The organism is Blautia sp. HCP28S3_G10, from assembly GCF_052065235.1.
GTDB lineage: Bacteria > Bacillota > Clostridia > Lachnospirales > Lachnospiraceae > Blautia_A.
Genome location: NZ_JBQHUL010000012.1, coordinates 41,276 through 66,714 on the forward strand (window position 1 = coordinate 41,276; position 25,439 = coordinate 66,714).

The following is a 25,439-nucleotide window of genomic DNA, read 5'->3' on the forward strand; positions in this document are numbered from 1 at the left end:
CATAATTACAATTTTTGCTGCTCAAATTTCCATCAGCAGACCTTTATAGTTAATTTTTGAGGGTGAGAAAGCAGCGCTATGTTGATAGTGTGTACGAGCCTAATCGAGTGAATGTTGAGAAGACGTTGATTACATAGTTTTTGTTGGGTGGAGATGACAGACGGGTAGAGATGTAGTTCAGCAAAAACAAAGAAGCACGGATACTGCAACGCTCACGAGGCTTTCGTCGTGCAGGACGTGCCAGCTGCCGTCACCGAGCACAATGTCTGAGCGAAGCGAGTTCTGTGCGAATGACGGCAAATAAGCAAGGCACGGACTAAACAGAAAACGCAGTGTTGTCGCAGTACTCCGTGTTCTCAATGTTTTTGCGTGAATACATAAATACAAAATATAAGAATGTATAATTTATAAAAGAAAGTTGAGATATATCATGAAAAAAGTAACAAAAAAATGTTTTATGATGGCGGCAACAGCCACCATACTTATGTCAGTGTCTGCACCGGCATGTCTTACATTCGCTGGCTCAGCAGATACAAATGCAATGACCACCGATAAAGAAGATGGCGAATACTCCATACAGGTAGATCTAGAAGGAGGTAGTGGAAAAGCGAGCGTAACTTCTCCTACAATACTGAAGGTAGAAGACGGAAAAGCATATGCCCAGATTCAGTGGAGCAGTTCCAACTATGATTACATGATCGTAGATGAAGAAAAATACCTTCCCACAAACGAGGAAGGTATGAATTCCGTATTTGAGATCCCGGTACTCACAATGGATGAACAGATGCCGGTGATCGCTGATACAACAGCAATGGGAGCACCAAGAGAAATTCAGTATCACCTGACATTCTATTCAGATTCCATCGGTTCCAAAAGCCAGATGCCACAGGAAGCAGCGAAACGTGTAGTGGCAGTGGCGATGGTGATCATAGTAGGAGGTGGAATCCTCAATTATTTTGTAAATAAACGAAACCGCTGTTAAGGAAAAAATGATACAGCATTTCAGATTTTATTTTCGAAACCATTCTTTCATCACATCAAAAATCTGTACCAGCTCCTTTTCCTGGATCACATAAGGCATCATAGTGTACATGTAATTCAGGAAGGGACGGCTGAAAACGCCATGTTCATAAGCAAACTGCTGAAAGCCCTCAAGGGTTTTGCCATCATGTACTTCCACACAGGTGCAGCCGCCCATGATACGTATTTCCTTTATTCTCGGGTCAGTGAACCCGTCCATTTCCCTGTGGGAAATTTCCTCGATCCGATGGATCTTTTCCATATAATTATCACGTTCAAAAATTTCAATTCCCTTTAATGCCACTGCACATGCCAGGGGATTACCCATAAAAGTAGGTCCGTGCATCAGTGCGTGACGGTCATCATCACTGTAAAAAGCCTGGAATACTTTGTGGTTGGCAACAGTGACAGCATGCCCGATATAGCCGCCGGTGAGGGCTTTTCCAAGAACAAGGATATCCGGCAGTACAAGATCTGCTACAAAACGGTTTCCAGTACGGCCGAAACCAGTAGCAACTTCATCAAAAATAAGAAGAACATCATACTGCGTACAGAGTTCCCTTGCACGCTTCAGAAAAGAAATATCATACATCTGCATACCACCTGCACCCTGCAGAAGCGGTTCCACGATAAAGCAGTTCAGCTGGTCATGATATTTTTCAAAAACTTCTTCCAGTGCCGGAATCTCTGTTGGAATATGGATTACACTTTCTTTTTTGTCAAAGGCAAAATGATAATCTTCATCGTCACCAACTTCCATTGCCTTAAAAGTATCTCCGTGATACGCGTGTTCCAGGGCAAGTACAAGAGGGCGTTTCCTGCCCTGGTTTGTATTGTACTGCAAAGCCATTTTCAGTGATACTTCCACACCCACACTTCCGGAATCAGAAAAGAAACAGTAATCCAGATCACCGGGAAGAAATTCCTGGAGTTTCTGAGAAAGTTTTTCTACCGGATCATGAGTCAGACCGCCAAGCATTACGTGGCAGAACTTATCTGCCTGTTCTTTGATCGCAGCAGTAAGTTCCGGATGTTTATACCCGTGGATCATACACCACCAGGAAGAAACAGAATCAATTAGTTTCTGGTCTTCCGTATAAAGATAAACACCTTCTGCGTCAAAAATTTTATAGGGTTCTTTCATGGTTTTCATCTGTTCATATGGATACCAGATCATCTAAGGTTTACCTCCTCATAAAGTGATGTAAGTACGTCAATGTCAATATCAAGTTCTGTATCGCTGTCTTTTACCAGGGCGAGAGTGGGAAGACCTGTCATATCTTCACACATAAAAATATTGTCTTCCTCCATGACATTTCCGGGATGAAAATGATTAAAGATCATTCCTTTGAGAGGAAGATCATGAGCCTTCATATACTCAGCAGTGAGGACAACACTGTTGATAGTGCCAAGACCTGCATCTGCAATAAGAATACTTGGAAGCTGAAGTTCTTTTATTACATCTTCCAGCTGGATTTTTCGTTCGTCAAAACAGATGGGACACAGGATACCTCCGCTTCCTTCAACTGTGACATAATCATGTGTGGAAGCAGTTTTCTGAAACCCCTGTTTTACAATGGACATTTCAACTGGATTCCCCTCAATTCGTGAAGCAAGGTGAGGAGAAACAGCATTTTCGTAAACATAAGGACACATTTCATTCAGCGGCTGACGTATTCCGGAAATCTGCTGGACAAAAAGGGCATCTCCGGGTATAAGACTTCCGTCAGGACGGCGGTCATTACCACTCATTGCAGCCTTGTAGTAACCTGGATTTTTTCCACTTTCAGCAAGCTTTTTTACGATTAGACCAGTGATGAAAGTTTTTCCTATATCAGTTCCGGTTCCTGTGACAAAAAGTGCTCTGCTCATTTTTTACACTTCCTTCCAGTATTCAGGTGTTACATTGCGTCCCATATCCGTCAGCATTTTGCGGTCGCTCCGGATTGTGGCGCAGGCAACAGTAGTCAGCATGTTTCCGGTAATAGAAGCGGAGGCACCGGCTTTGAACGCAGTCTCTCCGTCATTGGTAAGGAGAGCCCGGCCTGCAGCCAGACGGATGTTCGCATCAGGATTGATGTAGCGGAAAAATGCAATCGTGCGGAGAATGTCTTTCTCGGACAACTGTGGAAGATGTTCCAGGGGAGTTCCGGGAATCGGCATCAGAGCATTGAGTGGGATAGAGTCAATACCAAGTTCAGCAAGACTGATGGCCATGTCCAGACGGTCCTCCCAGGTTTCACCCATGCCAATGATACCACCGGAGCATGCACACATTCCTTCAGCTTTGACTTTTTTCAGAGTTTCGATTTTCATATCGTAGGTGTGAGTGGTGCAGATGTTGGGAAAATTTCTCCGTGAGGTTTCGATATTGTGATGATAGCTTGTCACGCCTGCTTCATGGAGTCTGTGGAGCTGTTCGGAAGTCAGAAAGCCCATGGAAGCACACAGGTCGATTTTGCATTCTTTATGCATGGTTTCATAGGCATGGATAGCCTGGTCGAATTCTTTCCCTGTCAGGGCTTTTCCTGCTGTGACAATGGAGAAACGGTCAACACCTTCGGATTCATTCATACGACAGGCCTCGAGGATTTTTTCTTCCGGAAGAAAATCATAGACTTCACAGTTGGTATGATTATGTGCTGACTGTGCACAGTATTTACAATCCTCCGGGCAGCGGCCGCTGCGTCCGTTAATAATGGAGCAGAGATCGACTTTGTCTCCGATACGCGCTTCGCGGATCTTATCGGCACCTTCTGTAAGCTGGTCAAGATCACAGGTAAGGAAGAAGGAAAGGTCATCTTCACGGGTTATTCTTCTGCCGTCAATGATTTCCTGTGCGAGTATAAGTGGATCAGTGAATGTATTCATATCAGTTTTCCTCCGTATGTAATGAAATTGGCTGAAGTGGCTGTGGAATTGTATATTGACTGATTACAGGCCGGATTTTTTTCGCAAGTACTGCACCGAGAAGACTGAGGCAGATGTCGCCCGGAACAGCAAGCAGGAAACAGTAAAGAAACAGCGGCCATACAGCAATAGGTGTATTGATCACATAGTTACAGATGATATAGTAGTAGATCATTCCTACTGCATAGACGAGCATAAGTCCTGCAAGGTTGGCCATAAGGTATGTGAGGACAGTCTTTTTGCGAAGGTTTTCTGCAATTTTTCCGGTCACATAAGTTCCGATGCAGAAACCGATGATATAACCGAAACTTGGTTTAAATACATACCATAGACCGCCGCCTTCTGAAAAAATCGGAAGACCGGCAAGTCCAAGTACCATGTAGGCAATTACGGAGAAAGCACCTTTCCGGGCGCCGAGAAGCAGTCCGGCGAGCATGGTGAAGAGATACTGCAGTGTAAAAGGTACAACAGGTACCGGGATTTTGATAAATGCGCCTACAGCAATAAGAGCTGTAAAAAGTCCGCAGTAGATCAGAGTTTTTGTTTTTGACATTTGTAAACCTCCTGGTATATTGTGGTTTACAATTATAAAATGACCTCCCACAATTGTCAACCTTCAAAATATTACAAGTTTACAATTTGGATGACCAACCAGCGTAAATATAATATGATACTTTCTTTGTACCCGTCTCTGCATTATTAAGAAAGTTTAAGGTTTACGCCCCTCTATTATGTGATAAGATATACCCATCGAAACCTTAGACAAAGGAGAAGATTCATTTGACAAAGGAACATATACTGATTATAGAAGATGATGCAGACATCCGTGAAGGAATACGGATTCTTCTTGAAAGTGAAAATTATACAGTCAGCGAGGCCGAAAATGGCAGAAATGGTCTTGAAACACTCAGCAGTGATACAGACCTTGTGATTTTGGATGTAATGATGCCCGGAATGTCCGGGATACAGGTATGCAAAGAAATTCGACGTTTTTCAAATGTTCCCGTCCTTTTTCTGACTGCAAAAGTGCAGGAAGATGATAAACTGACCGGTCTTATGGCAGGTGGAGATGATTACCTGACCAAGCCCTTTTCCTATGGGGAACTTCTTGGAAGAGTTAAAGCTCTTATACGCAGATACAGGATCTATCTTGGCAAAAATACAACAGATGCGATAGAAAACCAGGATTATATTGAAACAGGCAGGATAAAAATAAATCAGAAATATAACGAACTTTTTCTGGATGAAAAAGAAACAGATCTTTCAGATATAGAATACCGGATGCTGCTCCTTATGATGGAAAATCCGGGAAAGATTTTTTCCGCCCAGAATCTGTATGAGAGTGTATGGAATGAGCCTTATTTTTACTCATGCAACAGTACCGTAATGGTACATATCCGCAAGCTGAGAGTAAAAATAGAAACAGATCCGCAGAATCCCAAATATATAACTACAGTATGGGGAAAGGGGTACAAATTTGATGCAAGGTGTGACTAGACGCAATTCCCTGTATTTTCAGCTGGTGGTACTTATTGTCATATCAGGTGTTGTGGCGCTGACTGTGTTTTATGGACTGAACACAGCAGGAGAAAATGTTGTCTACTATTATTATAATCATTCTAATTATTCGGCAAAAAGAGAAAAAAATTATGTGGCGGAACTTCAGAGTTATGTAAGCAGCGAAGACCTTGACACAAAAGATACAGAAGAACTGTCTGACTGGGTTACAACGAAGGCTGTCATTATTTCGTTGTGGCTTTATAAAGATGGAAAACTGGTTTTTGATTCTGATTATCCTGATAACAGAGATTACAGCAGTGAACCGGTTTATCTGGATGAAAATACCAGCGGTCAGTTTTATACAGTTGAGTTTGCTGATGGAGAGGCAGAAGCGGGGATTTCAGGCGTATTTGATTATCAGCTTTATAACTATGCTTTTCTGGGTGAGCTGATCATTGCGTTTTCTGTTTTTATTGTCATGGTACTCATGGGAATACGTAAAAAAATGAAATATATCCGTAAGCTTAGTAAGGAGATTGAAATTCTGGAAGGCGGAAATCTGGAATATAAGATTACTGTTAATGGCAAAGATGAACTGGCAGCTCTGGCAGGCGGACTGGAATGTATGAGAGAATCATTTCGGAATCAGAGTATTCAGGAGGCAGAAATCGTCAGAGAAAACCAGAAGATAGTAACGCAGATGTCACATGATCTACGCACACCGCTGACTTCGATCATGCTGTATACGGAATTACTGAAAAAAGGAACATACAAAGACCAGCAGCAATTCAGAGAATATATCGAAAAGATAGAGCGGAAAACAAGAAGAATGAAACAGCTGGCGGATAATCTTTTTGAGTATTCTCTTGTGAGCAGTGGCAGGGAAATTCAGCTGGAAGATCCGGAAAATGAAAAACTCATCTTTTATGATCTGTTTTCAGAAACAGTCAGTTATCTCCGCCAGCAGGGTTATCAGGTTGATTTCTGTGTAGAATGGAATGATGTTAAAATTCAGGTAAATATGGACTATATCTCGAGGATACTTGATAATGTTACTTCCAATATACAGAAATATGCGGACATAAACTGTCCGGTCATAATAGGCTCAGTAAAGAATGGAAATATGGAAGGCTTTTATTTTGAGAACAGGGCAGCCATGCAGTCAGAGGAAAATGAAAGTACAGAAGTTGGAATCCAGAGTATCAAAAATATGATGGCAAAAATGGGAGGAAAATGTATTGCCGGAAAAGAAAATGAAACATTTCGGCTGATACTTTATTTCCCGACCGTAGTATGATATAAAATTGAAATTATATAACTGCAAAACATAAAAATCAGATAATTGTCAGAAAAAGTAAAGCACGATTTCAAGGGACTGTCGGGAAATAGACAGCCCTTTTTTTAACTATTGATAGCCTCCTGGATATGTTCAATAAACACCGCCCGTATTCCGGGATATTCACCCAGCCCTTTTAATACAGGACAGACCTGGTTTCCGGCATTTCTGAACTGCCAGAGCCATGAATCAGGTTCGGCACCTGCCATATCATTATGTGCATGGTTTCCGGCAACGATCATAAAAGGGGTCAGGATAACCTTTGACGGGTGAAAGGCCTGAACTTCTGTAACAAGATTCTGGATGGTCGGATCTGCTTCTACAGTCCCAAGAAAGAAATTCGGATATCCTATGGATTTAAAATCCTTATTAAGCTGTGTATAGACAGAATTTACTTTATGAGAGGTTCCATGTCCCATCATTACAAGAGCATCAGTGGATCCCAGATTCGAAAATTCATCTGCTATAGCCTTTATAACAGAGAGTTTATCCTGCTCCGTGGAAAGAAGCGGAGCACCAAAGACAACCGACTGAAAATATTCTTTATAAGAAAGAACTTCTTCTTTCATGGTGTTGTTTTCGATACCATCCAGAATGTGTGTTGGCTGAACAATAAGTTCAGTGATTCCTTCCTGGATTATCTGCTCCATGGATTCCTTTACAGTAGGAATAATAAGTCCTTCTCTTTTGTAGAGGACAGAAAGGATCATTTTGCTTGTCCAGGCATGATAAATTTCATATTCGGGAAATGCAGTGGCGATTTCCTGCTCGATTTTTTCTATGGAAGCAATGCGTGCTTCGGTGTAACTGGTGCCGAAACTGACCACCAGGATTGCTTTTTTCTTATTATTCATTATAACATCCTCCGGAACGTATGCACAATTTTAATATTATACTATAGATACAGGGTATAGGCAAGAATTCAGAAACGAAAAAACAACTGGAAAAAAGTTCGAATTTTTTCCATAAAGCTATTGACATTTATGGTATAAAGGTATAACATACTAAACATATCAAAGAGGTATGTTAATAGGAAAACGAAATACATATAATAATCAGAAAGGCGGAAAATCACCATGGCAAACATTTATAAGGGAACATTAGGACTGATCGGAAACACTCCCCTGGTGGAGGTTACTAATGTAGAAAAAGAACTTGGACTGGAAGCAACTATTCTTGCGAAGCTGGAATACTTCAATCCGGCCGGAAGCGTTAAGGACAGAATTGCAAAAGCAATGATCGATGATGCCGAGGAGAAAGGTCTTCTTAAAGAAGGATCCGTTATCATTGAGCCAACTTCAGGAAATACAGGTATCGGACTTGCATCTATCGCAGCAGCAAAAGGATATAGAATCATTCTTACAATGCCTGAAACAATGAGTATTGAACGTAGAAATATCCTGAAAGCATACGGCGCGGAGCTTGTTCTTACAGAAGGTGCCAAGGGAATGAAGGGAGCTATCGCCAAAGCTGATGAACTTGCAAAAGAAATCCCGAACAGTTATATCCCGGGACAGTTTGTAAACCCGGCAAACCCGGCAGCACACAAAGCAACAACAGGTCCTGAAATCTGGAAAGATACAGATGGAAAAGTTGACATCTTCGTAGCTGGTGTAGGTACTGGCGGAACACTTACAGGAACAGGTGAGTATCTGAAATCACAGAATCCTGATGTTAAGATCGTAGCAGTAGAACCAGCAACATCTCCTGTACTTTCTGAAGGAAAAGGCGGCCCGCATAAGATTCAGGGTATCGGAGCCGGATTTGTTCCAGAAGTTCTGAACACACAGATTTATGATGAAATTATCCCGGTTGATAATGAAGTATGCTTCACAGCAGCCAAACTTCTTGCAAAGAAAGAGGGCGTTCTGGTGGGTATTTCCTCAGGCGCAGCGCTTCATGCGGCAATTGAACTGGCAAAACGTCCGGAAAACAAAGGTAAAACAATCGTAGCGCTTCTTCCGGATACAGGTGACAGATATTATTCAACAGCATTATTTACAGAATAATCATTTTAATATACAATAAACTGCGGCGGGAGCAGAGCTTGCGCCAGACGAAAAAAAGAAAAGAGGATACCAATAATGGGTGAAAAAATTACCAGAGAAAACAGAAAATTTAAATTTGAGACACTTCAGCTCCATGTGGGACAGGAAAGTCCGGACCCGGTAACAGATGCGAGAGCAGTTCCGATTTATCAGACTTCTTCCTATGTATTCCGTAACTGTGATCATGCAGCAGCACGTTTCGGACTGGCAGATGCAGGTAATATTTACGGACGTCTGACAAACCCGACAGAAGATGTTTTTGAAAAAAGGATCGCAGCACTGGAAGGCGGTTCAGCAGCACTTGCAGTAGCTTCCGGAGCAGCAGCTATTACATATACGATCGAAAACCTGGCTCAGCAGGGCGACCATATCGTAGCAGCTAAGAATATCTATGGTGGAACAACAAACCTTCTGGAACATACACTTCCGGCATACGGAATTACTACTACATTTGTTGATGTATTCAACCTTGAAGAAGTAGAAAATGCTATCCAGGACAATACAAAAGCTCTTTACATTGAGACTCTTGGAAACCCGAACTCAGATGTAGTTGACATTGAGGCGTGCGCACAGATTGCACACAGACATCAGATTCCGCTTGTTGTAGACAATACATTTGCAACACCTTACCTTGTAAGGCCAATCGAATATGGTGCAGATATTGTTGTTCATTCTGCAACTAAATTCATTGGTGGACACGGAACAACAATCGGTGGTGTTATTGTTGAAGGCGGTAAATTTGACTGGGAAGCTTCTGGAAAATTCCCATCCCTGACAGAGCCAAACCCGAGCTATCATGGAATCAGCTTTACTAAAGCATGCGGACCGGCAGCATTTGTAACTAAGATCCGTGCAATTCTTCTCCGTGATACAGGAGCAACTATTTCTCCTGTAAGTTCATTCATTTTCCTTCAGGGACTCGAAACATTGTCTCTTCGTGTAGAACGTCACGTAGAAAATGCACTGAAAGTTGTTCAGTACCTGAACAATCATCCGCAGGTAGAAAAAGTTCATCATCCGTCTGTAACAACAGATGAAAGTCAGAAAGAACTTTACAAGAAATATTTCCCGAATGGCGGCGGCTCTATCTTCACATTCGAGATCAAGGGAGATGCTCAGACAGCAAAAGACTTTATCGATAATCTGGAACTGTTTTCACTCCTTGCAAACGTAGCAGATGTTAAATCACTGGTAATCCATCCGGCAACCACCACACACAGCCAGTGCACAGAAGAAGAACTTCTGGATCAGGGTATCAAACCGAATACTATCCGTCTTTCTATCGGAACAGAAAATATCGATGATATTATCCAGGATCTGGATGAAGCTTTTAAAGCAATCCAGTAATTGAAATTTTGTAAAAAAACCAGATATGGTCTCACTGCACTGATGGATCTGGCTGTACAGCCGTCCAGCACACCGGTAGCTTTAAAAACCATAGCTGAGAGAAATGATATTTCTCTGCAGTTTCTGGAACACATTTTTGCATGTTTCAGAAGAATGGGCATTGTAAAAAGTGTCAAAGGCTCCCAGGGAGGATATAATCTGGCAAAAGATGCTGGCGAGATTACTGTTGCATCCGTGGTAGAGGCACTGGAAGGCAGCTATCATCTTGAGGATGAGGATGCTCTGGCGGAAAGCAGTTACAGAGGGATCTCTGATACGATTCAGAAACTGGTGGTGGATTCCGTCAATCAGGAACTTGATCAGATTCTGTCAAATCTGACTTTGGCACAGATGGGGGAATATTATTCCGACCATTACAATACACAGGAAATGTATTATATATAAAACAGGACCGGGGGTTCATGGCAGCTGATGCCTGGGCCGCCGGTTCTGCTTTTATAGAAAAATGGCTTGTAAATATCGGCTTGATTGGAGAAGTACACATGTCTATAAAAAAAATCGCAGAAAAAGCAGGAGTTTCTATTTCAACAGTCTCAAGGATTCTGAACCGCCCGGATTACAAATGTTCAGTGCCGGGGCTCCGGGAAAAAGTCTGGGATCTTGCAATGGAGATGAATTATGTGCCAAATGAGGCAGCCAGAAACCTGAAAAAAGGTACACTGGCAAAAGAAAGCAGAGTATGGTTTATTAATGTTCTGATGACCAGGACAGATGAGTCAAGGACTGACCCTTTTTTTACAGAACTTTTAAGAGTAGTCGAAAGTGAGATCCACGAACATAACTGTATACTTTCAAAGGTATGGTATATGCCACTTTTTTCAGACGACAGAAAGTGCAGAAGAGAAAATCTTGACCAGATCATTCAACGCATGTATACTGAGACGGAAGGAAAGCAGGATGGACTTATCATCATAGGAAGATGCAACCCTGAAGCTTTGAAAAAATTAAACAGAAAATACCGCAGTGTTGTATCGGTAAACCGTAATTCAACAAACTATGAGGTAGATGAGGTGTTGTGTGACGGCAGAAAAATAGCGTCTATGGCAGTGGAGCACCTGATATCTCTTGGACACAGGAATATCGGTTATGTTGGAAGCTGCAGGAATGAAGAAAGATATGTCGGCTATGTTGACACGCTGAAAAGAAATGGTCTGGATCTGATCCCGGAATATGTAGTAGAGACTGATCAGACGGAAAAAGAAGGCTATGAGGCAATGGAGCGTCTGCTGAAATCAGAAGACTGTCCGACAGGAATCTACTGCGCAAACGATATTTCGGCTGTTGGTATACTGAAATATCTTGGAAGATGCAGAAATCTTTACTTTACTCCATCAGTTATAGCAAGTGATGATATAGAGGAAGCCCAGTTTACGAAACCTATGCTTACAACTGTCGGTCTGCCAAAGAAAGAAATGGGAAAATTTGCGCTGTATCTTCTTCTGGACAGAATGAAGGGCGGACATAATGGCGTGGTCCGTATGGAACTGGCAGGTCATCTTATGGTGAGGAACAGCTGCTCACATGTAGAAGACTGCTGCTGGAGCGATTATATTATATAATACCAGACTAAAAAAGTCTGAAAACCATATGAGCTTGCTCATAAATGGTAGAATTGTGAGAGTGCAGAGCACGGAACAATTCATAGGTATTGGATTACATTACGTTGATGTTAGAAATGAAGGAAAAGACATGTGTATTAGAACGATTGAAGAATTAGAACAGGATACGAGAGAAAAACAGATTATTGACCTGCGTGAAAAAGAAGATTTTGAAAAAGAAACTTATCCCGGTGCAGTGAATATTTACTGGGAAGAATTTGAAGAACATAAAGATGAAGTCCGCAGGGACTGCCCTGTATATCTGATCTGCTATTCAGGACAGAAGAGTGAGGAGATTGCGGAAGAACTCAGTGAAGAAGGATACGAGATCTATAGTGTAAAAAGCGGATACCGTGCCTGGCTGAAAGTTAAATTAATGAGAATGATGGCACAGCCCAATGCTGCCGAACAGAGAACAAAAGATATTGAGCGAAGCATTATCAAAAAATTCCGTAAACCTATCTGGAGACGTTTTACAAAAGCAATCCGGGAGTATGAACTTGTGCAGGATGGGGACAAAATAGCGGTATGTATTTCAGGTGGTAAGGATTCCATGCTGATGGCAAAGCTGTTTCAGGAACTATCCCGTCACGGTAAGAAGAATTTCGAGGTTGTTTTCCTCGTAATGAATCCAGGATATAATGAAATCAATTATCAGACCATAAAGGATAATGCCAAAATCCTCAATGTACCGATCACAGTATTTGAATCAGATATTTTTAACATTGTTGCATCTGAAGAACAGTCTCCCTGCTATCTCTGTGCGCGCATGAGAAGAGGATATCTTTATAGTAAGGCAAAAGAACTGGGCTGCAACAAGATTGCACTGGGACATCATTATGATGATGTGATCGAGACTATTCTTATGGGAATGCTCTACGGTGCACAGGTTCAGACAATGATGCCGAAACTTCACAGCACAAATTTCGAGGGAATGGAACTGATAAGACCACTTTATCTTATCCGTGAGGCTGATATTATCCACTGGGCAAATTATAACGATCTTCATTTTATCCAGTGTGCCTGCCGTTTCACTGAGCACTGTGCTTCCTGCGGCGGAACAGAAAAAGGCTCCAAGAGAGCTGAGATCAAGGAACTGATCCATGAACTTGCGCAGAAGGATCCTGTTATCGAATATAATATTTTCCGCAGCGTGGAAAATGTAAATCTCAATACAGTGATCGGATATAAGCAGGATGGTGTAAGACATAATTTCCTTGATACTTATTACGATGAAAAAAAATAACTGTTCAGCACCATTACAGTTAGGAAACAGAAGAGTGATTTCCCCGTGGGTTACCTGATATATACAGGCATGCTCATGGGGATTTTTTATGCTTTTTGCAAGTAAATCAGACTCTGTGCAAACGTTTTCTTATAAACATATTTAAAAAGTATGTTAATTGGTATATAATGCCTTTAAATCAAAAAAACACAGATTATATACATAAAAGGTGTTTTTTACATATAGACGAGGAGAGGTATTATGGCAAACAGAAAAATCAGAACCAGATGCTGTATTGCTGCTATTGGACTTGCGGTGGCAGTCGGGGTCTGTTCCTATGATGCAGGAGCAGTATCCAATACCCACATCATAAATGTATCATATGATCCCACAAGAGAATTGTACGAATCTTATAACAAAATTTTTCAGAAACACTGGAAAGAAGAAACAGGAGAAGATATTGACATCATTCAGTCACATGGCGGCTCTGGCAAGCAGGCACTTGAAGTAGTGAATGGACTCCAGGCAGATGTCGTGACTCTGGCTCTGGAATACGATATAAATGCGATTGAAGAAGCCGGTATGATTGATTCCGAATGGCAGCAGGAACTTCCGGATGACAGTGCTCCGTATACTTCAACAATTGTTTTTCTTGTAAGAAAAGGTAACCCGAAAAATATTCAGGACTGGGATGACCTCACAAAAGACGGCGTGGGAGTGATCACGCCAAATCCCAAGACTTCAGGCGGTGCAAGATGGAATTATATGGCTGCATGGGCTTATGCAGAGGAAAAGTATAATGGTCAGGAAGACAAGATGGAGGATTTTATAAAAAAACTCTATCAGAATGTAGAAGTTCTTGATTCCGGGGCGAGAAGTGCCACGACATCCTTTGTGGAAAACGGACAGGGAGATGTTCTGATCGCATGGGAAAATGAAGCGTATCTTTCTGTAAAAGATGCTCCGGAAGAGTTTGAAATTATAAATCCTGGGGTCAGCATTCTGGCACAGCCATCGGTGGCGGTTGTAGATGAAGTAGCAGAGAGCCGTGGGACGGAGGAAATTTCATCAGAGTATCTGAAATATCTTTATTCTGATGATGCGCAGAGAATTGCAGCAGAAAATTACTACAGGCCGGTTAATGAAGAAATTCTTCAGGAATATGCAGATGTCTTTGATCTTGATATGAAACTGAAAACGATTCAGGATTTTGGCGGCTGGAAGGAAGTGCAGCAGAAGCATTTTGCAGATGGAGGAATTTTTGATCAGATATATGGGAGTTGAATAAGAGGTGAGACGGAATATGAAAAAAAGTAAAAAAAGAGTAATCCCCGGATTTGGACTTACTATGGGTGTGACTTTAACAATGCTGAGTATAGTAGTTCTGATTCCGCTGGCTTCGCTGGTTATTTATTCTTCACAGCTTGGACTGAGAGATTTTTTTGAAGTTATTACAAGAAAAAGAGTTTTGGCCAGTTTTTATGTGAGTTTTGTTACCGCACTGGTTGCATCTCTTATTAATGGAGTTATGGGACTTATCATTGCGTGGGTCCTGGTGCGTTATGAATTTCCAGGTAAAAAAATCATGGACGGTATGCTGGAACTGCCATTTGCTCTTCCGACAGCAGTGGCGGGTATTTCACTGACATCTCTTACTTCGGATAACGGACTGATCGGAAGTTTTTTTGCCAGATTCGGTATTAAGATTGCCTATACAAAAGTGGGAATTACGTTTGCTCTGATTTTTGTAGGAATCCCGTTTGTGGCAAGGGCTGTTCAGCCGGTGCTTGAAAAACTGGACGGTTCTTATGAAGAAGCAGCCAGAGTAATGGGAGCAAAACCCGGATATATTTTCAGAAGAGTTATACTTCCGGAACTTCTTCCGCCTCTTCTTACGGGAACAGGACTTGCTTTTGGAAGGTGCCTCGGAGAATATGGAAGCGTTGTGTTTATTGCAGGAAATCGTCCATTTGAGACAGAGATCACACCACTGATCATTATGTCAGAGCTTCAGGAATATGATTACAAAAGTGCCACATCTATTGCACTTGTAATGTTGGTGATATCATTCCTGCTGCTGTTTTTGCTGAATCTTATGCAGGCACGTAATTCAAAAAGACTGAGAGGAGGAAATGCCTGATGGAACCGAAAAAAACAGAATCAAAACTGCTAAAATATTTTCTGATCGGAATCAGCGCACTTTTTCTTTTTGTAATGCTGGTGATGCCTCTCTGCGTGGTTGTTACAGAAGCACTGAAAAAAGGCTGGCAGATATACATAGAAGCTGTGACAGATCCCTATACCATTGATGCACTGTTTCTTACTCTGAAAGCGACACTGGCAGCAGTTATATGTAATACAGTCCTGGGCCTCTGTGCAGCCTGGGCAGTGACAAGATTTCAGTTCAGAGGTAAAAAGATTCTTACAACACTGATCGATGTACCTGTAACGGTATCACCTGTTATTGCCGGACTTATTTATCTGCTTGTGTTTGGAAAGCAGAGCATTCTGTATCCGTATTTACAGAATGCGGGGATCCAGATCGTATTTGCAGTTCCGGGAATTATTCTTGCAACAGTATTTGTTACTTTTCCATTTGTATATCGAGAACTGATTCCTGTACTGGAATCTGTCGGAACAGATGAAGAAGAAGCGGCAGCACTTATGGGAGCAAAAGGCTGGACTATTTTTTCAAAAATAACTTTTCCGCATATCAGGTGGGCACTTCTTTATGGAATCGTCCTCTGTACAGCCAGAGCAATGGGAGAGTTTGGAGCAGTTTCTGTATTATCCGGACATCTCCGCGGACTGACAAATACACTGCCTCTTCATGTCGAGATATTGTTTAATGAGTTTCAGTATGTTCCTGCTTTCGCCGTATCTTCAATTCTGGTGATCATGGCAGTGATTCTTCTGATCATCAGAAGTGTAATGGAACATAAAGGGAAAAAGGAGGAAGCCTGATGTACGTAGAATTAAAAGATATCAATAAAACTTTTGGGGATTATAAAGCATCCGATCATGTTTCTTTTGGAATTGAAAAAGGAAAACTGATTGGACTTTTGGGACCAAGTGGAAGTGGAAAAACAACAATTCTCCGTATGATCGCAGGTCTGGAACAGCCGGACAGCGGACAGATCATCATTGATGGAAAAGTAGTCAACGATATTCCGGCAAGTCAGCGCGGAATCGGATTTGTATTTCAGAGTTATGCACTGTTCCGTTATATGACAGTGTATGACAATATTGCGTTCGGACTGAAAGTACAGAAAGCAGAAAAATCTTATATTAAAAAAAGAGTAGCAGAGCTGATTGAACTGATTGGACTGAAAGGACTTGAAAAAAGATACCCGAGTCAGCTGTCAGGCGGTCAGAGGCAGCGAGTGGCTTTTGCCCGGGCACTGGCACCGAATCCGCAGCTTCTTCTGCTGGACGAACCATTTGCGGCCATTGATGCCAAGATACGTCAGGAGCTTCGTACCTGGCTGAAAGATATGATACAGCAGCTTGGGATTACAAGTATTTTTGTTACCCATGATCAGGATGAAGCTATTGAAGTTGCAGATGAGATCATCATCACAAACCGGGGACACATTGAACAGAAAGGCAGTCCGGTAGAAGTTTATCAGAGTCCGGAAACAGCTTTCAGTGCATCCTTCTTCGGGCAGGCTGCGACAGTACAGGACTATCATATTTTTCACTATTTTGATGATATACCGGGAGCTGAATATGCTATTGTACGACCGGAATTTGTAAAAGTAACCAGAAAGAATGAAGTACAGAAGTACAGAAGTTCTGCTTCCGAAGGAGAAGTCCTTCGTGTAGCGTTCAGGGGAAGCTATTTTGAATTACAGGTGAGACTGGGAGATGTAATTCTCACTGCAAAACGTGGACTGGACGAGCCGATGGTAAAACAGGGTGAGAAAGTTGATGTGTTTGTACAGAGAATTTTTGTGGTAAAAGAAAATCAGGTGTATGCACTGGAGAATAGTTCTACAAGAGAAGATTACCTGGTTATTTAACCGAATCAGTTATTCGGTTATGAGCAAGTAGCGAAGCGGATTGCGAATTCCCGCTTGACATTGCCGGGCAGAAAAGTGGCCTGAGGGGGAGGAGTGACGCCGGTATTTCTTACAGAAAAGTGGATCCCCGGACACGTTACGATTCCTGTGCAATCTTCGTACCGCCTGTTAGCTGCCATTCGCCTGCAACTCGCCTGCGGCTCAGACAGCGGCTCAGTGGCAGCAGCGGACTCAGATTTTACGACGGAATCTCACTTACCGTCCGGATAACCCAGCTTTTCTGTAATCTCTCCGGCTGTGCATTGACTTTCACCACACTCAGACCAGCATCGTTTCTGCATGTTTGCGGCAGTTCGCTACGCTGTGTGGTGTAGCGCTAACAGATATGGGGTGCATGTGAGAGAAAACCATCGATAAAACAATGAGTTCAATCCGAAAGACAGCTGGAAAAGATCAGAATAACAGAATTGTCCGGGTACCTGCTGTACAGATTCCGTCAATGAGATTTGGGCTAACTGCTGCCACCGAGCCGCTGTCTGAGCCGCAGGCGAGTTGCAGGCGAATGGCAGCAAATAAGTGCCCGAATCGAATCAGGAATCACAGCGGTATCCGGCAGTCTGTTTTCTGTATCTTTCAAGCGTAAGCGGTTAATATACCTGTGTTTATCAAAGGGGGTTCCTCTCATATACGGGGACCCGTATAAAATATTTCAAGGTTGTATTCCTAAAAACCTTGTGGTATGATAGGTTTATGGAGGGATTTATATGAAAATATCAACAAGAGGACGTTATGCGATCCGTGTATTGCTGGATCTTGCAGAACATAACAATGGAGAATATATTCCACTTATGGATATAGCAAAGAGGCAGGAAATATCAGAAAAATATCTGGAATCGATTGTTTCTGTGCTCAGTAAACAGAAATTTGTGACAGCACTGAGAGGTAAAGGGGGCGGGTATCGACTTGCCAGAACACCGGAACAGTATACTATCGGAAGCATATTGAGGCTGACAGAAGGTTCCCTTGCACCGGTAGCCTGCCTTGAGGATCAGCCGAATCAGTGCGAAAGAGCAACAACCTGTAAGACACTTAAAATGTGGGAAGGCTGCTACAAAGTTATAAATGAATACTTTGACGGGATCACACTTCAGGATCTTCTGGAACAGAATACTGATATGGGAGACTATGTTATATAATCAGTCCAAATCGTCTGTACAACACGTACAGACGATTTTTTTATAGGAAATTACTTCGTAATGTTCCAATAAAGCAAAAAAGCAAAAAAGCAAAAAAATGGAAAAAACATACAATACCTATTGACATGGTATGTTTATAGGTATATAGTAATACCAACAACAAAGACAACACGAGAAGCAATAAGGAGTACATACATAAATGAAAGAATACGGTTTTAACACAACTTTGCTTCATGGATCAGAAGATAAAAATCCTTTCGGTGCCACTCAGGTTCCGATTTATCAGTCCAGTGCATTCCGTCACGAGACAGCAGAAGAACTGGAAAAAATATTTGCAAACAAAACAATGGGATATTCCTATACGAGAATCAATAATCCTACGATTGAATCATTTGAAAGAAGAATGACAAAACTGGAAGGTGGAATCGGAAGTGTAGCCTGTTCTTCCGGAATGGCAGCCCTGCACAATGCACTGATGAATATCTTAAGAAGCGGAGATCACATTGTTGCAGCAGCAGGATTGTATGGAGGAACTGTAGAACTTCTCGAAGAACTTAAGGCATATGGTATCCGCACCACTTATGTCAGAGAAAATTCACCGGAAGCTTTTGAAGAAGCAATACTTACGGAGACAAGAGCTGTATTTGCAGAAACAATCGGAAATCCGAAACTTGATGTGACAGACATCAGAGGTGTGGCAGAAGTTGCACATAAAAATGGAATACCGTTTCTGATAGATAACACAGTGGCTACTCCTTATCTTGTAAATCCGCTGAAACTTGGAGCAGATGTGGTGATTCATTCGTCTTCCAAATATATTAATGGAAGCAGTGACGCAATCAGTGGTATACTTGTTTGCGGAGGCAGATTTAAATGGGATAAAGAAAAATATCCAGGTATGGCACCTTTCCTGAAATATGGCCCATTTGCTTATCTGGCAAAACTTCGAAACGGACTGTTCAGAAGCACAGGTTCCTGCCTTGCACCTCAGAATGCTTTCCTTAATAATCTGGGACTTGAAACTCTTGGACTGCGAATGCGATGTCACTGTAGTAACGCCATGGAGCTGGCGGAGTTCCTGAACGGACTTGGACATGGAATTACAGTTTCCTATCCCGGACTTAAAGAACATCCATATCACAGGATTGCAGCAGAACAGTTTCATGGTGGATTTGGAGCAATCATTACACTGAGAACCGGAAGCAAAGAAAGAGCATTTAAGATTCTCAACGAACTGAAAATCCCCTGGATGGTATCAAATATCGGTGACACGAAAACACTTGTGATTCATCCGTCAAGTACCATCGCAGCACATCTTACCGAGGAAGAAAAAAATCTTTCAGGGGTATATGATGATATGATACGTATCAGTGTTGGAATTGAAAATATTGAAGATCTAAAAAATGACTTTAAACGAGTAATAGAAGGAGAAGAATAAAATGGCAAAAGTAGATTATGCTACCCTTAAAAAAGGCGGATTTATGCGTCAGAAACAGAAAAATAATTTTTCACTCCGGCTTGCCTGTGTGGGTGGTGCACTGACAGCAGAAAACTTAAGAAAGATTGCAGAGGTTGCAGATAAATATGGAGATGGCTATGTACATCTTACTTCCAGACAGGGAGTTGAGATACCTTTTATCAAGCTGAATGATATTGATGACGTAACTGCTGATCTTGCAAAAGGTGGCTGCAAACCTGGTGTCTGCGGACCGAGGGTAAGAACTGTGACGGCGTGTCAGGGAAATGCCGTCTGTCCAAGTGGAAACATTAACACTTACGACATTGCAGTAAAATTAAATGAAAGATACTTCGGAAGAGAACTTCCTCACAAATTTAAATTTGGAGTTACAGGCTGTCAGAACAACTGCCTGAAAGCAGAAGAAAATGATGTCGGAATTAAAGGAGCAGCAGAGATTAAATGGAAAGAAGATGCATGTATCCACTGTGGTGTCTGTGAAAAAGCCTGCAGAGAAGAAGCAATTTCCTTCCAGGATGATAAACTGGTTCTTGATTATGACAAATGTAATTACTGCGGACGTTGTGCAAAATCCTGTCCTGTAGATGCATGGGATGTTCAGGAAGCATTTCTTGTATCATTTGGGGGTACATTTGGAAACCATATCAGCAGAGGAGAAGAATTCCTTCCACTGATCACTTCTGAAGAACAGCTGTTCCGTGTGACAGATGCAGCAATCCAGTTCTTTGCAGATAATGCAAAGCCGGGAGAGCGATTTAAATTCACAATTGACAGAGTTGGAAAAGATAAACTGTACGAAGTACTGAAAGGAGCTTATGATGGCTGATTATAAAATAGATGATACAGTAGATATCACAGATGTTGTGTGTCCGGTGACTTTTGTCAAAGCAAAAGTAGCGCTGGAAGAACTGGATGACGGACAGATACTGGCAGTGCGCATGAATAACGGAGAACCGGTACAAAACGTTCCAAGAAGCATTAAAGAAGAGGGACATCAGATTCTCAAACTTACAGATAACGGAGATGATACATTTACCCTTATCGTAAAGAAAGTGGAGGATGAATGATATGGCACTCAGAATCAACGCAGACAATTTTGAAGAAAAAGTTCTGAAAGCAGATAAGCCTGTGCTTGTTGATTTTTATTCAGATACCTGTATTCCATGTAAACAGATGGCAGGTATTCTGGGGGATATCGAAGATGAAAACGAAGATAATATTTATATCTATAAAGTAAATGTAAATTACGATAAGGATCTTGCAGCAAAATATAAAGTTATGTCTGCACCGACGGTGATCGCTTTTGTAAATGGAGAGCAGAAAGGGAAGGTTGTCGGACTTAAAGAGCCGGAAGATATTGAAGCACTGTTTGAAGAGTATATTTAGTAATTGACGTGTGCATGAGGAGTATATTTAGTAATTGATGTGTGCATGAGGAGTATATTTAGTAATTGACGTGTGCATGATGAATATTTCCTCACGAAGACACGTTTTCACTGACTTCGACTGGCAGCAGTACGTAAGTGACTAAAATACGGTCACTAAGTACTGGCCGTCTCAGATCATCTTCTCAGGAAATATTAATCAGCACACTGAGTTAGGCTAAATATTCATACTAAATTTGTAATAAGAAGGAGATTATACATCATGTTTATCAGAGTAGCAGGAGAAAAAAAAGAATACCCGGAAGGACTTACAGTAAAAGAACTGATAGAGAAAGAGAATGTAGAAACACCTCAGTATGTAACGGTAACCATTAATGACGAATTCGTAGAAAGCGGAGCATTTGAGACCACAGAAGTTAAAGATGGTGATGAAATTGAATTTCTGTATTTCATGGGAGGAGGAGCTAGATAATGGCATTTACCAATGAACAGTTAGAGCGCTATTCACGTCATATCATTCTGAAAGAGGTTGGAGCAAAAGGACAGAAAAAGCTTCTTAACTCCAGTGTTCTGATCATCGGAGCAGGCGGACTGGGAGCCCCGGCAGCTATGTACCTGGCAGCAGCAGGAGTAGGAACTATCGGAATCGCAGATGCAGATGAGGTTGATCTTTCTAATCTTCAGCGTCAGGTTATTCATACAACCAACGATCTGGGCAAGGCAAAAGTCAAATCTGCAAAAGAAACCATGCAGGCGATCAATCCGGACGTAAAAGTAAATACATATCGTAAATTTATCACTTCCGAAAACATTATGGATATCATCAAAGATTATGATTTTATTATTGATGGAACCGACAACTTTCCGGCAAAATTCCTGATTAATGACGCCTGTGTAATGGCAGAAAAACCATTTTCACACGCAGGAATCATTCGATTCAAAGGCCAGCTGATGACCTATGTGCCGGGAGAAGGTCCGTGTTACAGATGTGTATTCAAAGATCCGCCGCCGAAGGACGCAGTACCGACCTGTAAACAGGCTGGGGTAATCGGTGCAATGGGTGGAGTTATCGGAAGTCTTCAGGCAATGGAAGCAATCAAATACATCATCGGTAAAGGAGAACTTCTTACAGGCAGACTTCTTACATATGATGCATTATCCATGACTTTCCATACAGTTAAACTTCCAACAAACCACAAATGTCCTGTATGCGGCGATCACCCGACCATCACCAAACTGATCGACTACGAACAGGCTGAATGCGACATGCACATGTAATTACTGTAATATTACGTGTGCTGAATAAACAGTTCACCCGAAGACACGCTCTCGCTGACTTCGACTGGCAGCGGATACTATGGGAGCAAAAAACATTCCCTAAGTACCGGCCGTCTCAAATCATCTCCTCATGATACTGTTGATCAGCACACTGTGAATTGTGTTACTGTTCACTCCGTTCACAGCAACTTGGTCAAAATCCATTCCAAATCACCTTCGGTGATGGGATTTTGCCCCGTATGTCTCGGGATTTTGCCATATTCATGGCAAAACACCTCGCGGAATATTACCTGTGAACAGTAACTAAATTGTCAGTATGTAATATAGAATATCAACAATTACTTGCAAAATATACAGCTTCGCATGGACAAAGCATGCAGAGGCATTCTTGAAGTTAGCGAAGCGAACCACCGAGCAAAAATGTTTACAGGAGTATACAGTGTGTGAATGAATCAATACGCAAGAAGATGATCTGAGACGGTCGGTACTTAGTGACCGTATTTTGGTCACTTACGTACCGTTACCAGTCGAAGTCAGCGAAAGCGTGTCTTCGGCGGATTGATCATTACACATACGTCATATAACACCCTGTAAAAGAACGAGGAAAATTATGAAAGTTGTTTTGAAGAATTCAGACTATAATACAATCTTATCCCACTGCACAGCTGGCCTCCCGAATGAATCCTGCGGCCTCCTTGCAGGGACAAAAGAAAACGATACAGTCACAGTTACAAAAGTATACCTTCTTACTAATATAGATGCCAGCAGAGAACATTTTTCCATGGATCCGAAAGAACAGCTTGCGGCACTGAAAGACGCAAGAGCTAACGGATACAAGATTGTCGGAAATTTCCATTCACATCCGGAATCTCCATCACGTCCGTCTGAAGAGGACAAACGTCTGGCATTTGATCCTTCAATTGAATACATGATCCTTTCACTTATGGAAGAAGGACATCCGGTATTGAAATCCTTCGGTATCGACAAAGAAAAAAATGTGACAGTTCATGAAATAGAAATACAGGAATGAGGAACATCAGGATGAAAGCTCCTTTACAGATTAAAACATTACATACAGATGTACTGATCATCGGCGGTGGAACAGCAGGATGTTATGCAGCGCTGACAGTCAGCAGGAATTCGGAGGCTTCTGTACTGATCGTAGAAAAAGCCAATATCAAAAGAAGTGGTTGTCTTGCGGCTGGCGTAAATGCGATCAATGCCTATATTGTAAAAGGACGCAAACCGCAGGATTATGTGGATTATGCGACAAATGACGCAGCAGGCATTGTAAGAAACGATCTTCTTCTTACAGCGGCAGAAGAATTTAATAAAGTAACAAAAGATATGGAAGATCTTGGCCTTGTAATCCTCAAAGATGAAAACGGAGAATATGTGGCAAGAGGTAATCGTAACATTAAGATCAATGGCGAGAACTTCAAACCGCTTCTGGCGGATGCAGTACACAAGAGTCAAAATGTTGATGTACTGAATTACGTCAATATCACAGATCTTCTTGTTGAAAATAACAAAGTATACGGAGCTGTAGGATTTTCCATTATGGAAGAAACTGCCTATGTGATCCATGCAAAAAAGGTACTTATCGCTACCGGTGGTGCGGCAGGTCTTTACAAACCAAATAATCCGGGATTTTCCAGACATAAGATGTGGTATCCTCCATTTAACACGGGGGCCGGATATGCTATGGGAATCCGCTCCGGTGCTGAGATGACTACTTTTGAGATGCGTTTTATTGCTCTCAGATGCAAAGATACCATTGCACCTACAGGAACCATTGCACAGGGAGTGAGAGCGAAACAGGTCAATTCCCTTGGCGAAGTTTATGAACAGATTTACGGACTGACAACAAGCCAGCGTGTATATGGAACTGTAAAAGAAAATCAGCTGGGTCACGGACCGTGTTATCTTAAGACTTCCGGTATCACAGAAGAACAGGATCAGGATCTTCTGAAAGCATATCTGAACATGGCACCAAGTCAGACACTGAAATGGATCGAAAGTGGCAAAATGCCCAGCGAGCAGGACGTGGAAATCCAGGGAACAGAGCCTTACATTGTAGGAGGTCATACAGCAAGCGGTTTCTGGGTGGACACAAACAGAGAAACAACGATTCAGGGACTTTTTGCAGCAGGAGATGTTGCAGGAGGATGTCCTCAAAAATATGTGACAGGAGCTCTGGCAGAGGGCAAGATCGCTTCTCTGGAAATTGTGGAGCAGCTGAAACATTCCGGGGAAAAAGAGCCTGTTTCTCTCGCCAAAAAAGCGGAAGAGATTCTGGACGGATATGAAAAGATACGAAATGCAGAAAATACTCTGTTTTCCATTGATGAACTGGAAGAGGCTATGCAGAAAGTCATGGATGAATATGCAGGAGGAATTTCCAGCAATTATCAGTTTAACGAAAAGCAGCTGGATCTTGCAGAAGAAAAAATCGTAAGATTGACAGAGCTTGCAGATAAGACAGGGGCAGAGGATATGCATGAGTTGCTTTTTGCATACGAACTGAAAGAAAGACTTCTTGTCTGTCAGGTGCTGATCGAACATCTGAAAAACAGAAAAGAAACCAGATGGCATTCTTTTAATGAAAATCTGGATTATCCGGAAACAAAAGAAGATTTTGATAAATATGTAAATTCCAGAATGGAAAACGGTAAGATAAAGATTCTGTTCAGGGATCTGGTAAAGGGGGATACTTATGAGCATACGAATTCGTGAAGACAGGTGTGTCGGCTGCGGAAAATGCCAGGAAGTATGTCCGGGCACACTGATTCAGATCATGGATAAAAAAGCAGTAATGAAATATCCCAGAAACTGCTGGGGCTGCGTATCCTGCGTAAAAGAATGCAAAACAGGAGCCATAGAATTTTATCTTGGCGCAGACATCGGCGGAATGGGAGGTACCATGAATGTTGCCCGGAGGGGTGATCTTCTTAACTGGAATATTACCAGAGCTGACGGCAGTGAAATGGTCATTAGTGTTGACAGAAGAAATTCTAATAAATATTAGTACAGGAGA

General features: G+C 41.9%; 27 protein-coding genes. 22 read left to right on the forward strand and 5 right to left on the reverse strand.

Annotated elements, in window-relative coordinates; translation table 11 throughout:
* Positions 1-430: 430 nt before the first annotated feature.
* Positions 431-982: a hypothetical protein gene (locus ACTNB8_RS06945; protein WP_441053445.1), complete on the forward strand. Its 552-nt coding sequence runs from the start codon at positions 431-433 to the stop codon at positions 980-982.
* A gap of 27 nt (positions 983-1,009) precedes the next feature.
* Here the strand turns inward: ACTNB8_RS06945 and bioA are convergent, their stop codons facing one another.
* The 4 genes from bioA to ACTNB8_RS06965 are packed head-to-tail and all read right to left on the reverse strand — an operon-like array spanning position 1,010 to position 4,483.
* Positions 1,010-2,197 (reverse strand): adenosylmethionine--8-amino-7-oxononanoate transaminase, encoded by a 1,188-nt coding sequence (gene bioA, locus ACTNB8_RS06950; protein ID WP_441053446.1) that lies wholly within the window; start codon positions 2,195-2,197, stop codon positions 1,010-1,012.
* Positions 2,194-2,892 (reverse strand): dethiobiotin synthase, encoded by a 699-nt coding sequence (bioD, locus tag ACTNB8_RS06955; RefSeq protein WP_441053448.1) that lies wholly within the window; start codon positions 2,890-2,892, stop codon positions 2,194-2,196. The genes bioA and bioD overlap by 4 nt, the downstream gene beginning before the upstream one ends.
* Positions 2,893-2,895: 3 nt before the next feature.
* Positions 2,896-3,891, reverse strand: coding sequence for a biotin synthase BioB (gene bioB, locus ACTNB8_RS06960; RefSeq protein WP_441053450.1), 996 nt, complete (start codon positions 3,889-3,891; stop codon positions 2,896-2,898).
* A 1-nt stretch (position 3,892) separates the two neighbouring features.
* Positions 3,893-4,483 carry a biotin transporter BioY gene (locus tag ACTNB8_RS06965; protein ID WP_441053452.1) on the reverse strand — a complete coding sequence of 197 codons (591 nt, stop codon included), beginning with the start codon at positions 4,481-4,483 and terminating at the stop codon, positions 3,893-3,895.
* Positions 4,484-4,710: 227 nt separating this feature from the next.
* Between ACTNB8_RS06965 and ACTNB8_RS06970 the strand changes: the two genes are divergently transcribed.
* Positions 4,711-5,427: a response regulator transcription factor gene (locus ACTNB8_RS06970; RefSeq protein WP_441053454.1), complete on the forward strand. Its 717-nt coding sequence runs from the start codon at positions 4,711-4,713 to the stop codon at positions 5,425-5,427.
* The gene (locus ACTNB8_RS06975) at positions 5,411-6,727 is read left to right on the forward strand and encodes a HAMP domain-containing sensor histidine kinase (protein ID WP_441053456.1); all 1,317 of its coding nucleotides are present in this window, start codon (positions 5,411-5,413) and stop codon (positions 6,725-6,727) included. The genes ACTNB8_RS06970 and ACTNB8_RS06975 overlap by 17 nt, the downstream gene beginning before the upstream one ends.
* A 104-nt stretch (positions 6,728-6,831) precedes the next feature.
* Here ACTNB8_RS06975 and ACTNB8_RS06980 read toward each other — a convergent pair whose 3' ends face one another.
* A complete protein-coding gene (locus ACTNB8_RS06980; RefSeq protein ID WP_441053458.1) occupies positions 6,832-7,620 on the reverse strand; it encodes a sirohydrochlorin cobaltochelatase in 789 nt (262 codons plus the stop codon).
* Between the two features lie 222 nt (positions 7,621-7,842).
* Between ACTNB8_RS06980 and cysK the strand changes: the two genes are divergently transcribed.
* The 19 genes from cysK (at position 7,843) to ACTNB8_RS07075 (ending at position 25,430) form a co-directional block, all read left to right on the forward strand.
* On the forward strand, positions 7,843-8,775 hold the full coding sequence (cysK, locus tag ACTNB8_RS06985) for a cysteine synthase A (RefSeq protein ID WP_441053460.1): 933 nt from the start codon (positions 7,843-7,845) through the stop codon (positions 8,773-8,775).
* Between the two features lie 75 nt (positions 8,776-8,850).
* Positions 8,851-10,161: an O-acetylhomoserine aminocarboxypropyltransferase/cysteine synthase family protein gene (locus ACTNB8_RS06990; protein ID WP_296155362.1), complete on the forward strand. Its 1,311-nt coding sequence runs from the start codon at positions 8,851-8,853 to the stop codon at positions 10,159-10,161.
* Complete coding sequence (locus ACTNB8_RS06995) at positions 10,162-10,605, forward strand: Rrf2 family transcriptional regulator (RefSeq protein WP_296155360.1); 444 nt, start codon at positions 10,162-10,164, stop codon at positions 10,603-10,605.
* Positions 10,606-10,703: 98 nt separating this feature from the next.
* On the forward strand, positions 10,704-11,780 hold the full coding sequence (locus ACTNB8_RS07000) for a LacI family DNA-binding transcriptional regulator (RefSeq protein ID WP_441053463.1): 1,077 nt from the start codon (positions 10,704-10,706) through the stop codon (positions 11,778-11,780).
* A 130-nt stretch (positions 11,781-11,910) separates the two neighbouring features.
* Entirely contained in the window at positions 11,911-13,065 is a 1,155-nt protein-coding gene (locus ACTNB8_RS07005; protein WP_441053464.1) for an ATP-binding protein, read from the forward strand.
* Between the two features lie 240 nt (positions 13,066-13,305).
* Positions 13,306-14,328 carry a sulfate ABC transporter substrate-binding protein gene (locus ACTNB8_RS07010; RefSeq protein ID WP_441053466.1) on the forward strand — a complete coding sequence of 341 codons (1,023 nt, stop codon included), beginning with the start codon at positions 13,306-13,308 and terminating at the stop codon, positions 14,326-14,328.
* Positions 14,329-14,347: 19 nt separating this feature from the next.
* Positions 14,348-15,184, forward strand: coding sequence for a sulfate ABC transporter permease subunit CysT (cysT, locus tag ACTNB8_RS07015; protein WP_441053468.1), 837 nt, complete (start codon positions 14,348-14,350; stop codon positions 15,182-15,184).
* A complete protein-coding gene (gene cysW / locus ACTNB8_RS07020; protein ID WP_441053469.1) occupies positions 15,184-16,008 on the forward strand; it encodes a sulfate ABC transporter permease subunit CysW in 825 nt (274 codons plus the stop codon). Before cysT ends, cysW begins: the two co-directional genes overlap by 1 nt.
* On the forward strand, positions 16,008-17,066 hold the full coding sequence (locus tag ACTNB8_RS07025; RefSeq protein WP_441053471.1) for a sulfate/molybdate ABC transporter ATP-binding protein: 1,059 nt from the start codon (positions 16,008-16,010) through the stop codon (positions 17,064-17,066). Before cysW ends, ACTNB8_RS07025 begins: the two co-directional genes overlap by 1 nt.
* Before the next feature lie 764 nt (positions 17,067-17,830).
* Positions 17,831-18,262: an RrF2 family transcriptional regulator gene (locus tag ACTNB8_RS07030; RefSeq protein WP_441053472.1), complete on the forward strand. Its 432-nt coding sequence runs from the start codon at positions 17,831-17,833 to the stop codon at positions 18,260-18,262.
* A 199-nt stretch (positions 18,263-18,461) separates the two neighbouring features.
* On the forward strand, positions 18,462-19,700 hold the full coding sequence (locus tag ACTNB8_RS07035; RefSeq protein WP_441053474.1) for an O-acetylhomoserine aminocarboxypropyltransferase/cysteine synthase family protein: 1,239 nt from the start codon (positions 18,462-18,464) through the stop codon (positions 19,698-19,700).
* Between the two features lies 1 nt (position 19,701).
* Complete coding sequence (locus ACTNB8_RS07040) at positions 19,702-20,565, forward strand: 4Fe-4S binding protein (RefSeq protein WP_441053476.1); 864 nt, start codon at positions 19,702-19,704, stop codon at positions 20,563-20,565.
* Positions 20,558-20,806: a sulfurtransferase TusA family protein gene (locus ACTNB8_RS07045; RefSeq protein ID WP_015542534.1), complete on the forward strand. Its 249-nt coding sequence runs from the start codon at positions 20,558-20,560 to the stop codon at positions 20,804-20,806. Before ACTNB8_RS07040 ends, ACTNB8_RS07045 begins: the two co-directional genes overlap by 8 nt.
* 1 nt (position 20,807) lies before the next feature.
* Positions 20,808-21,125 carry a thioredoxin family protein gene (locus ACTNB8_RS07050; RefSeq protein ID WP_441053478.1) on the forward strand — a complete coding sequence of 106 codons (318 nt, stop codon included), beginning with the start codon at positions 20,808-20,810 and terminating at the stop codon, positions 21,123-21,125.
* A gap of 261 nt (positions 21,126-21,386) precedes the next feature.
* Positions 21,387-21,596, forward strand: a complete 210-nt coding sequence (gene thiS / locus ACTNB8_RS07055) for a sulfur carrier protein ThiS (RefSeq protein WP_296155342.1) — start codon at positions 21,387-21,389, stop codon at positions 21,594-21,596.
* On the forward strand, positions 21,596-22,402 hold the full coding sequence (locus ACTNB8_RS07060; protein ID WP_296155340.1) for a HesA/MoeB/ThiF family protein: 807 nt from the start codon (positions 21,596-21,598) through the stop codon (positions 22,400-22,402). The genes thiS and ACTNB8_RS07060 overlap by 1 nt, the downstream gene beginning before the upstream one ends.
* A gap of 610 nt (positions 22,403-23,012) precedes the next feature.
* Positions 23,013-23,432 (forward strand): M67 family metallopeptidase, encoded by a 420-nt coding sequence (locus ACTNB8_RS07065; RefSeq protein WP_441053480.1) that lies wholly within the window; start codon positions 23,013-23,015, stop codon positions 23,430-23,432.
* A gap of 11 nt (positions 23,433-23,443) precedes the next feature.
* Complete coding sequence (locus ACTNB8_RS07070) at positions 23,444-25,138, forward strand: adenylyl-sulfate reductase subunit alpha (protein ID WP_441053482.1); 1,695 nt, start codon at positions 23,444-23,446, stop codon at positions 25,136-25,138.
* Positions 25,119-25,430: a 4Fe-4S dicluster domain-containing protein gene (locus ACTNB8_RS07075; RefSeq protein ID WP_441053484.1), complete on the forward strand. Its 312-nt coding sequence runs from the start codon at positions 25,119-25,121 to the stop codon at positions 25,428-25,430. Before ACTNB8_RS07070 ends, ACTNB8_RS07075 begins: the two co-directional genes overlap by 20 nt.
* The last annotated feature ends 9 nt before the right edge of the window (positions 25,431-25,439 follow it).

What these genes read in the sequence shown, in the direction of transcription:
- ACTNB8_RS06945 (WP_441053445.1), top strand. Translation starts at nt 431, where the DNA reads ATGAAAAAAGTAACAAAAAAATGTTTTATGATGGCGGCAACAGCCACC.
- bioA (WP_441053446.1), bottom strand. Translation starts at nt 2,197, where the DNA reads ATGATCTGGTATCCATATGAACAGATGAAAACCATGAAAGAACCCTAT.
- bioD (WP_441053448.1), bottom strand. Translation starts at nt 2,892, where the DNA reads ATGAGCAGAGCACTTTTTGTCACAGGAACCGGAACTGATATAGGAAAA.
- bioB (WP_441053450.1), bottom strand. Translation starts at nt 3,891, where the DNA reads ATGAATACATTCACTGATCCACTTATACTCGCACAGGAAATCATTGAC.
- ACTNB8_RS06965 (WP_441053452.1), bottom strand. Translation starts at nt 4,483, where the DNA reads ATGTCAAAAACAAAAACTCTGATCTACTGCGGACTTTTTACAGCTCTT.
- ACTNB8_RS06975 (WP_441053456.1), top strand. Translation starts at nt 5,411, where the DNA reads ATGCAAGGTGTGACTAGACGCAATTCCCTGTATTTTCAGCTGGTGGTA.
- ACTNB8_RS06980 (WP_441053458.1), bottom strand. Translation starts at nt 7,620, where the DNA reads ATGAATAATAAGAAAAAAGCAATCCTGGTGGTCAGTTTCGGCACCAGT.
- cysK (WP_441053460.1), top strand. Translation starts at nt 7,843, where the DNA reads ATGGCAAACATTTATAAGGGAACATTAGGACTGATCGGAAACACTCCC.
- ACTNB8_RS06990 (WP_296155362.1), top strand. Translation starts at nt 8,851, where the DNA reads ATGGGTGAAAAAATTACCAGAGAAAACAGAAAATTTAAATTTGAGACA.
- ACTNB8_RS07000 (WP_441053463.1), top strand. Translation starts at nt 10,704, where the DNA reads ATGTCTATAAAAAAAATCGCAGAAAAAGCAGGAGTTTCTATTTCAACA.
- ACTNB8_RS07005 (WP_441053464.1), top strand. Translation starts at nt 11,911, where the DNA reads ATGTGTATTAGAACGATTGAAGAATTAGAACAGGATACGAGAGAAAAA.
- ACTNB8_RS07010 (WP_441053466.1), top strand. Translation starts at nt 13,306, where the DNA reads ATGGCAAACAGAAAAATCAGAACCAGATGCTGTATTGCTGCTATTGGA.
- cysT (WP_441053468.1), top strand. Translation starts at nt 14,348, where the DNA reads ATGAAAAAAAGTAAAAAAAGAGTAATCCCCGGATTTGGACTTACTATG.
- cysW (WP_441053469.1), top strand. Translation starts at nt 15,184, where the DNA reads ATGGAACCGAAAAAAACAGAATCAAAACTGCTAAAATATTTTCTGATC.
- ACTNB8_RS07025 (WP_441053471.1), top strand. Translation starts at nt 16,008, where the DNA reads ATGTACGTAGAATTAAAAGATATCAATAAAACTTTTGGGGATTATAAA.
- ACTNB8_RS07030 (WP_441053472.1), top strand. Translation starts at nt 17,831, where the DNA reads ATGAAAATATCAACAAGAGGACGTTATGCGATCCGTGTATTGCTGGAT.
- ACTNB8_RS07035 (WP_441053474.1), top strand. Translation starts at nt 18,462, where the DNA reads ATGAAAGAATACGGTTTTAACACAACTTTGCTTCATGGATCAGAAGAT.
- ACTNB8_RS07040 (WP_441053476.1), top strand. Translation starts at nt 19,702, where the DNA reads ATGGCAAAAGTAGATTATGCTACCCTTAAAAAAGGCGGATTTATGCGT.
- ACTNB8_RS07045 (WP_015542534.1), top strand. Translation starts at nt 20,558, where the DNA reads ATGGCTGATTATAAAATAGATGATACAGTAGATATCACAGATGTTGTG.
- ACTNB8_RS07050 (WP_441053478.1), top strand. Translation starts at nt 20,808, where the DNA reads ATGGCACTCAGAATCAACGCAGACAATTTTGAAGAAAAAGTTCTGAAA.
- thiS (WP_296155342.1), top strand. Translation starts at nt 21,387, where the DNA reads ATGTTTATCAGAGTAGCAGGAGAAAAAAAAGAATACCCGGAAGGACTT.
- ACTNB8_RS07060 (WP_296155340.1), top strand. Translation starts at nt 21,596, where the DNA reads ATGGCATTTACCAATGAACAGTTAGAGCGCTATTCACGTCATATCATT.
- ACTNB8_RS07065 (WP_441053480.1), top strand. Translation starts at nt 23,013, where the DNA reads ATGAAAGTTGTTTTGAAGAATTCAGACTATAATACAATCTTATCCCAC.
- ACTNB8_RS07070 (WP_441053482.1), top strand. Translation starts at nt 23,444, where the DNA reads ATGAAAGCTCCTTTACAGATTAAAACATTACATACAGATGTACTGATC.
- ACTNB8_RS07075 (WP_441053484.1), top strand. Translation starts at nt 25,119, where the DNA reads ATGAGCATACGAATTCGTGAAGACAGGTGTGTCGGCTGCGGAAAATGC.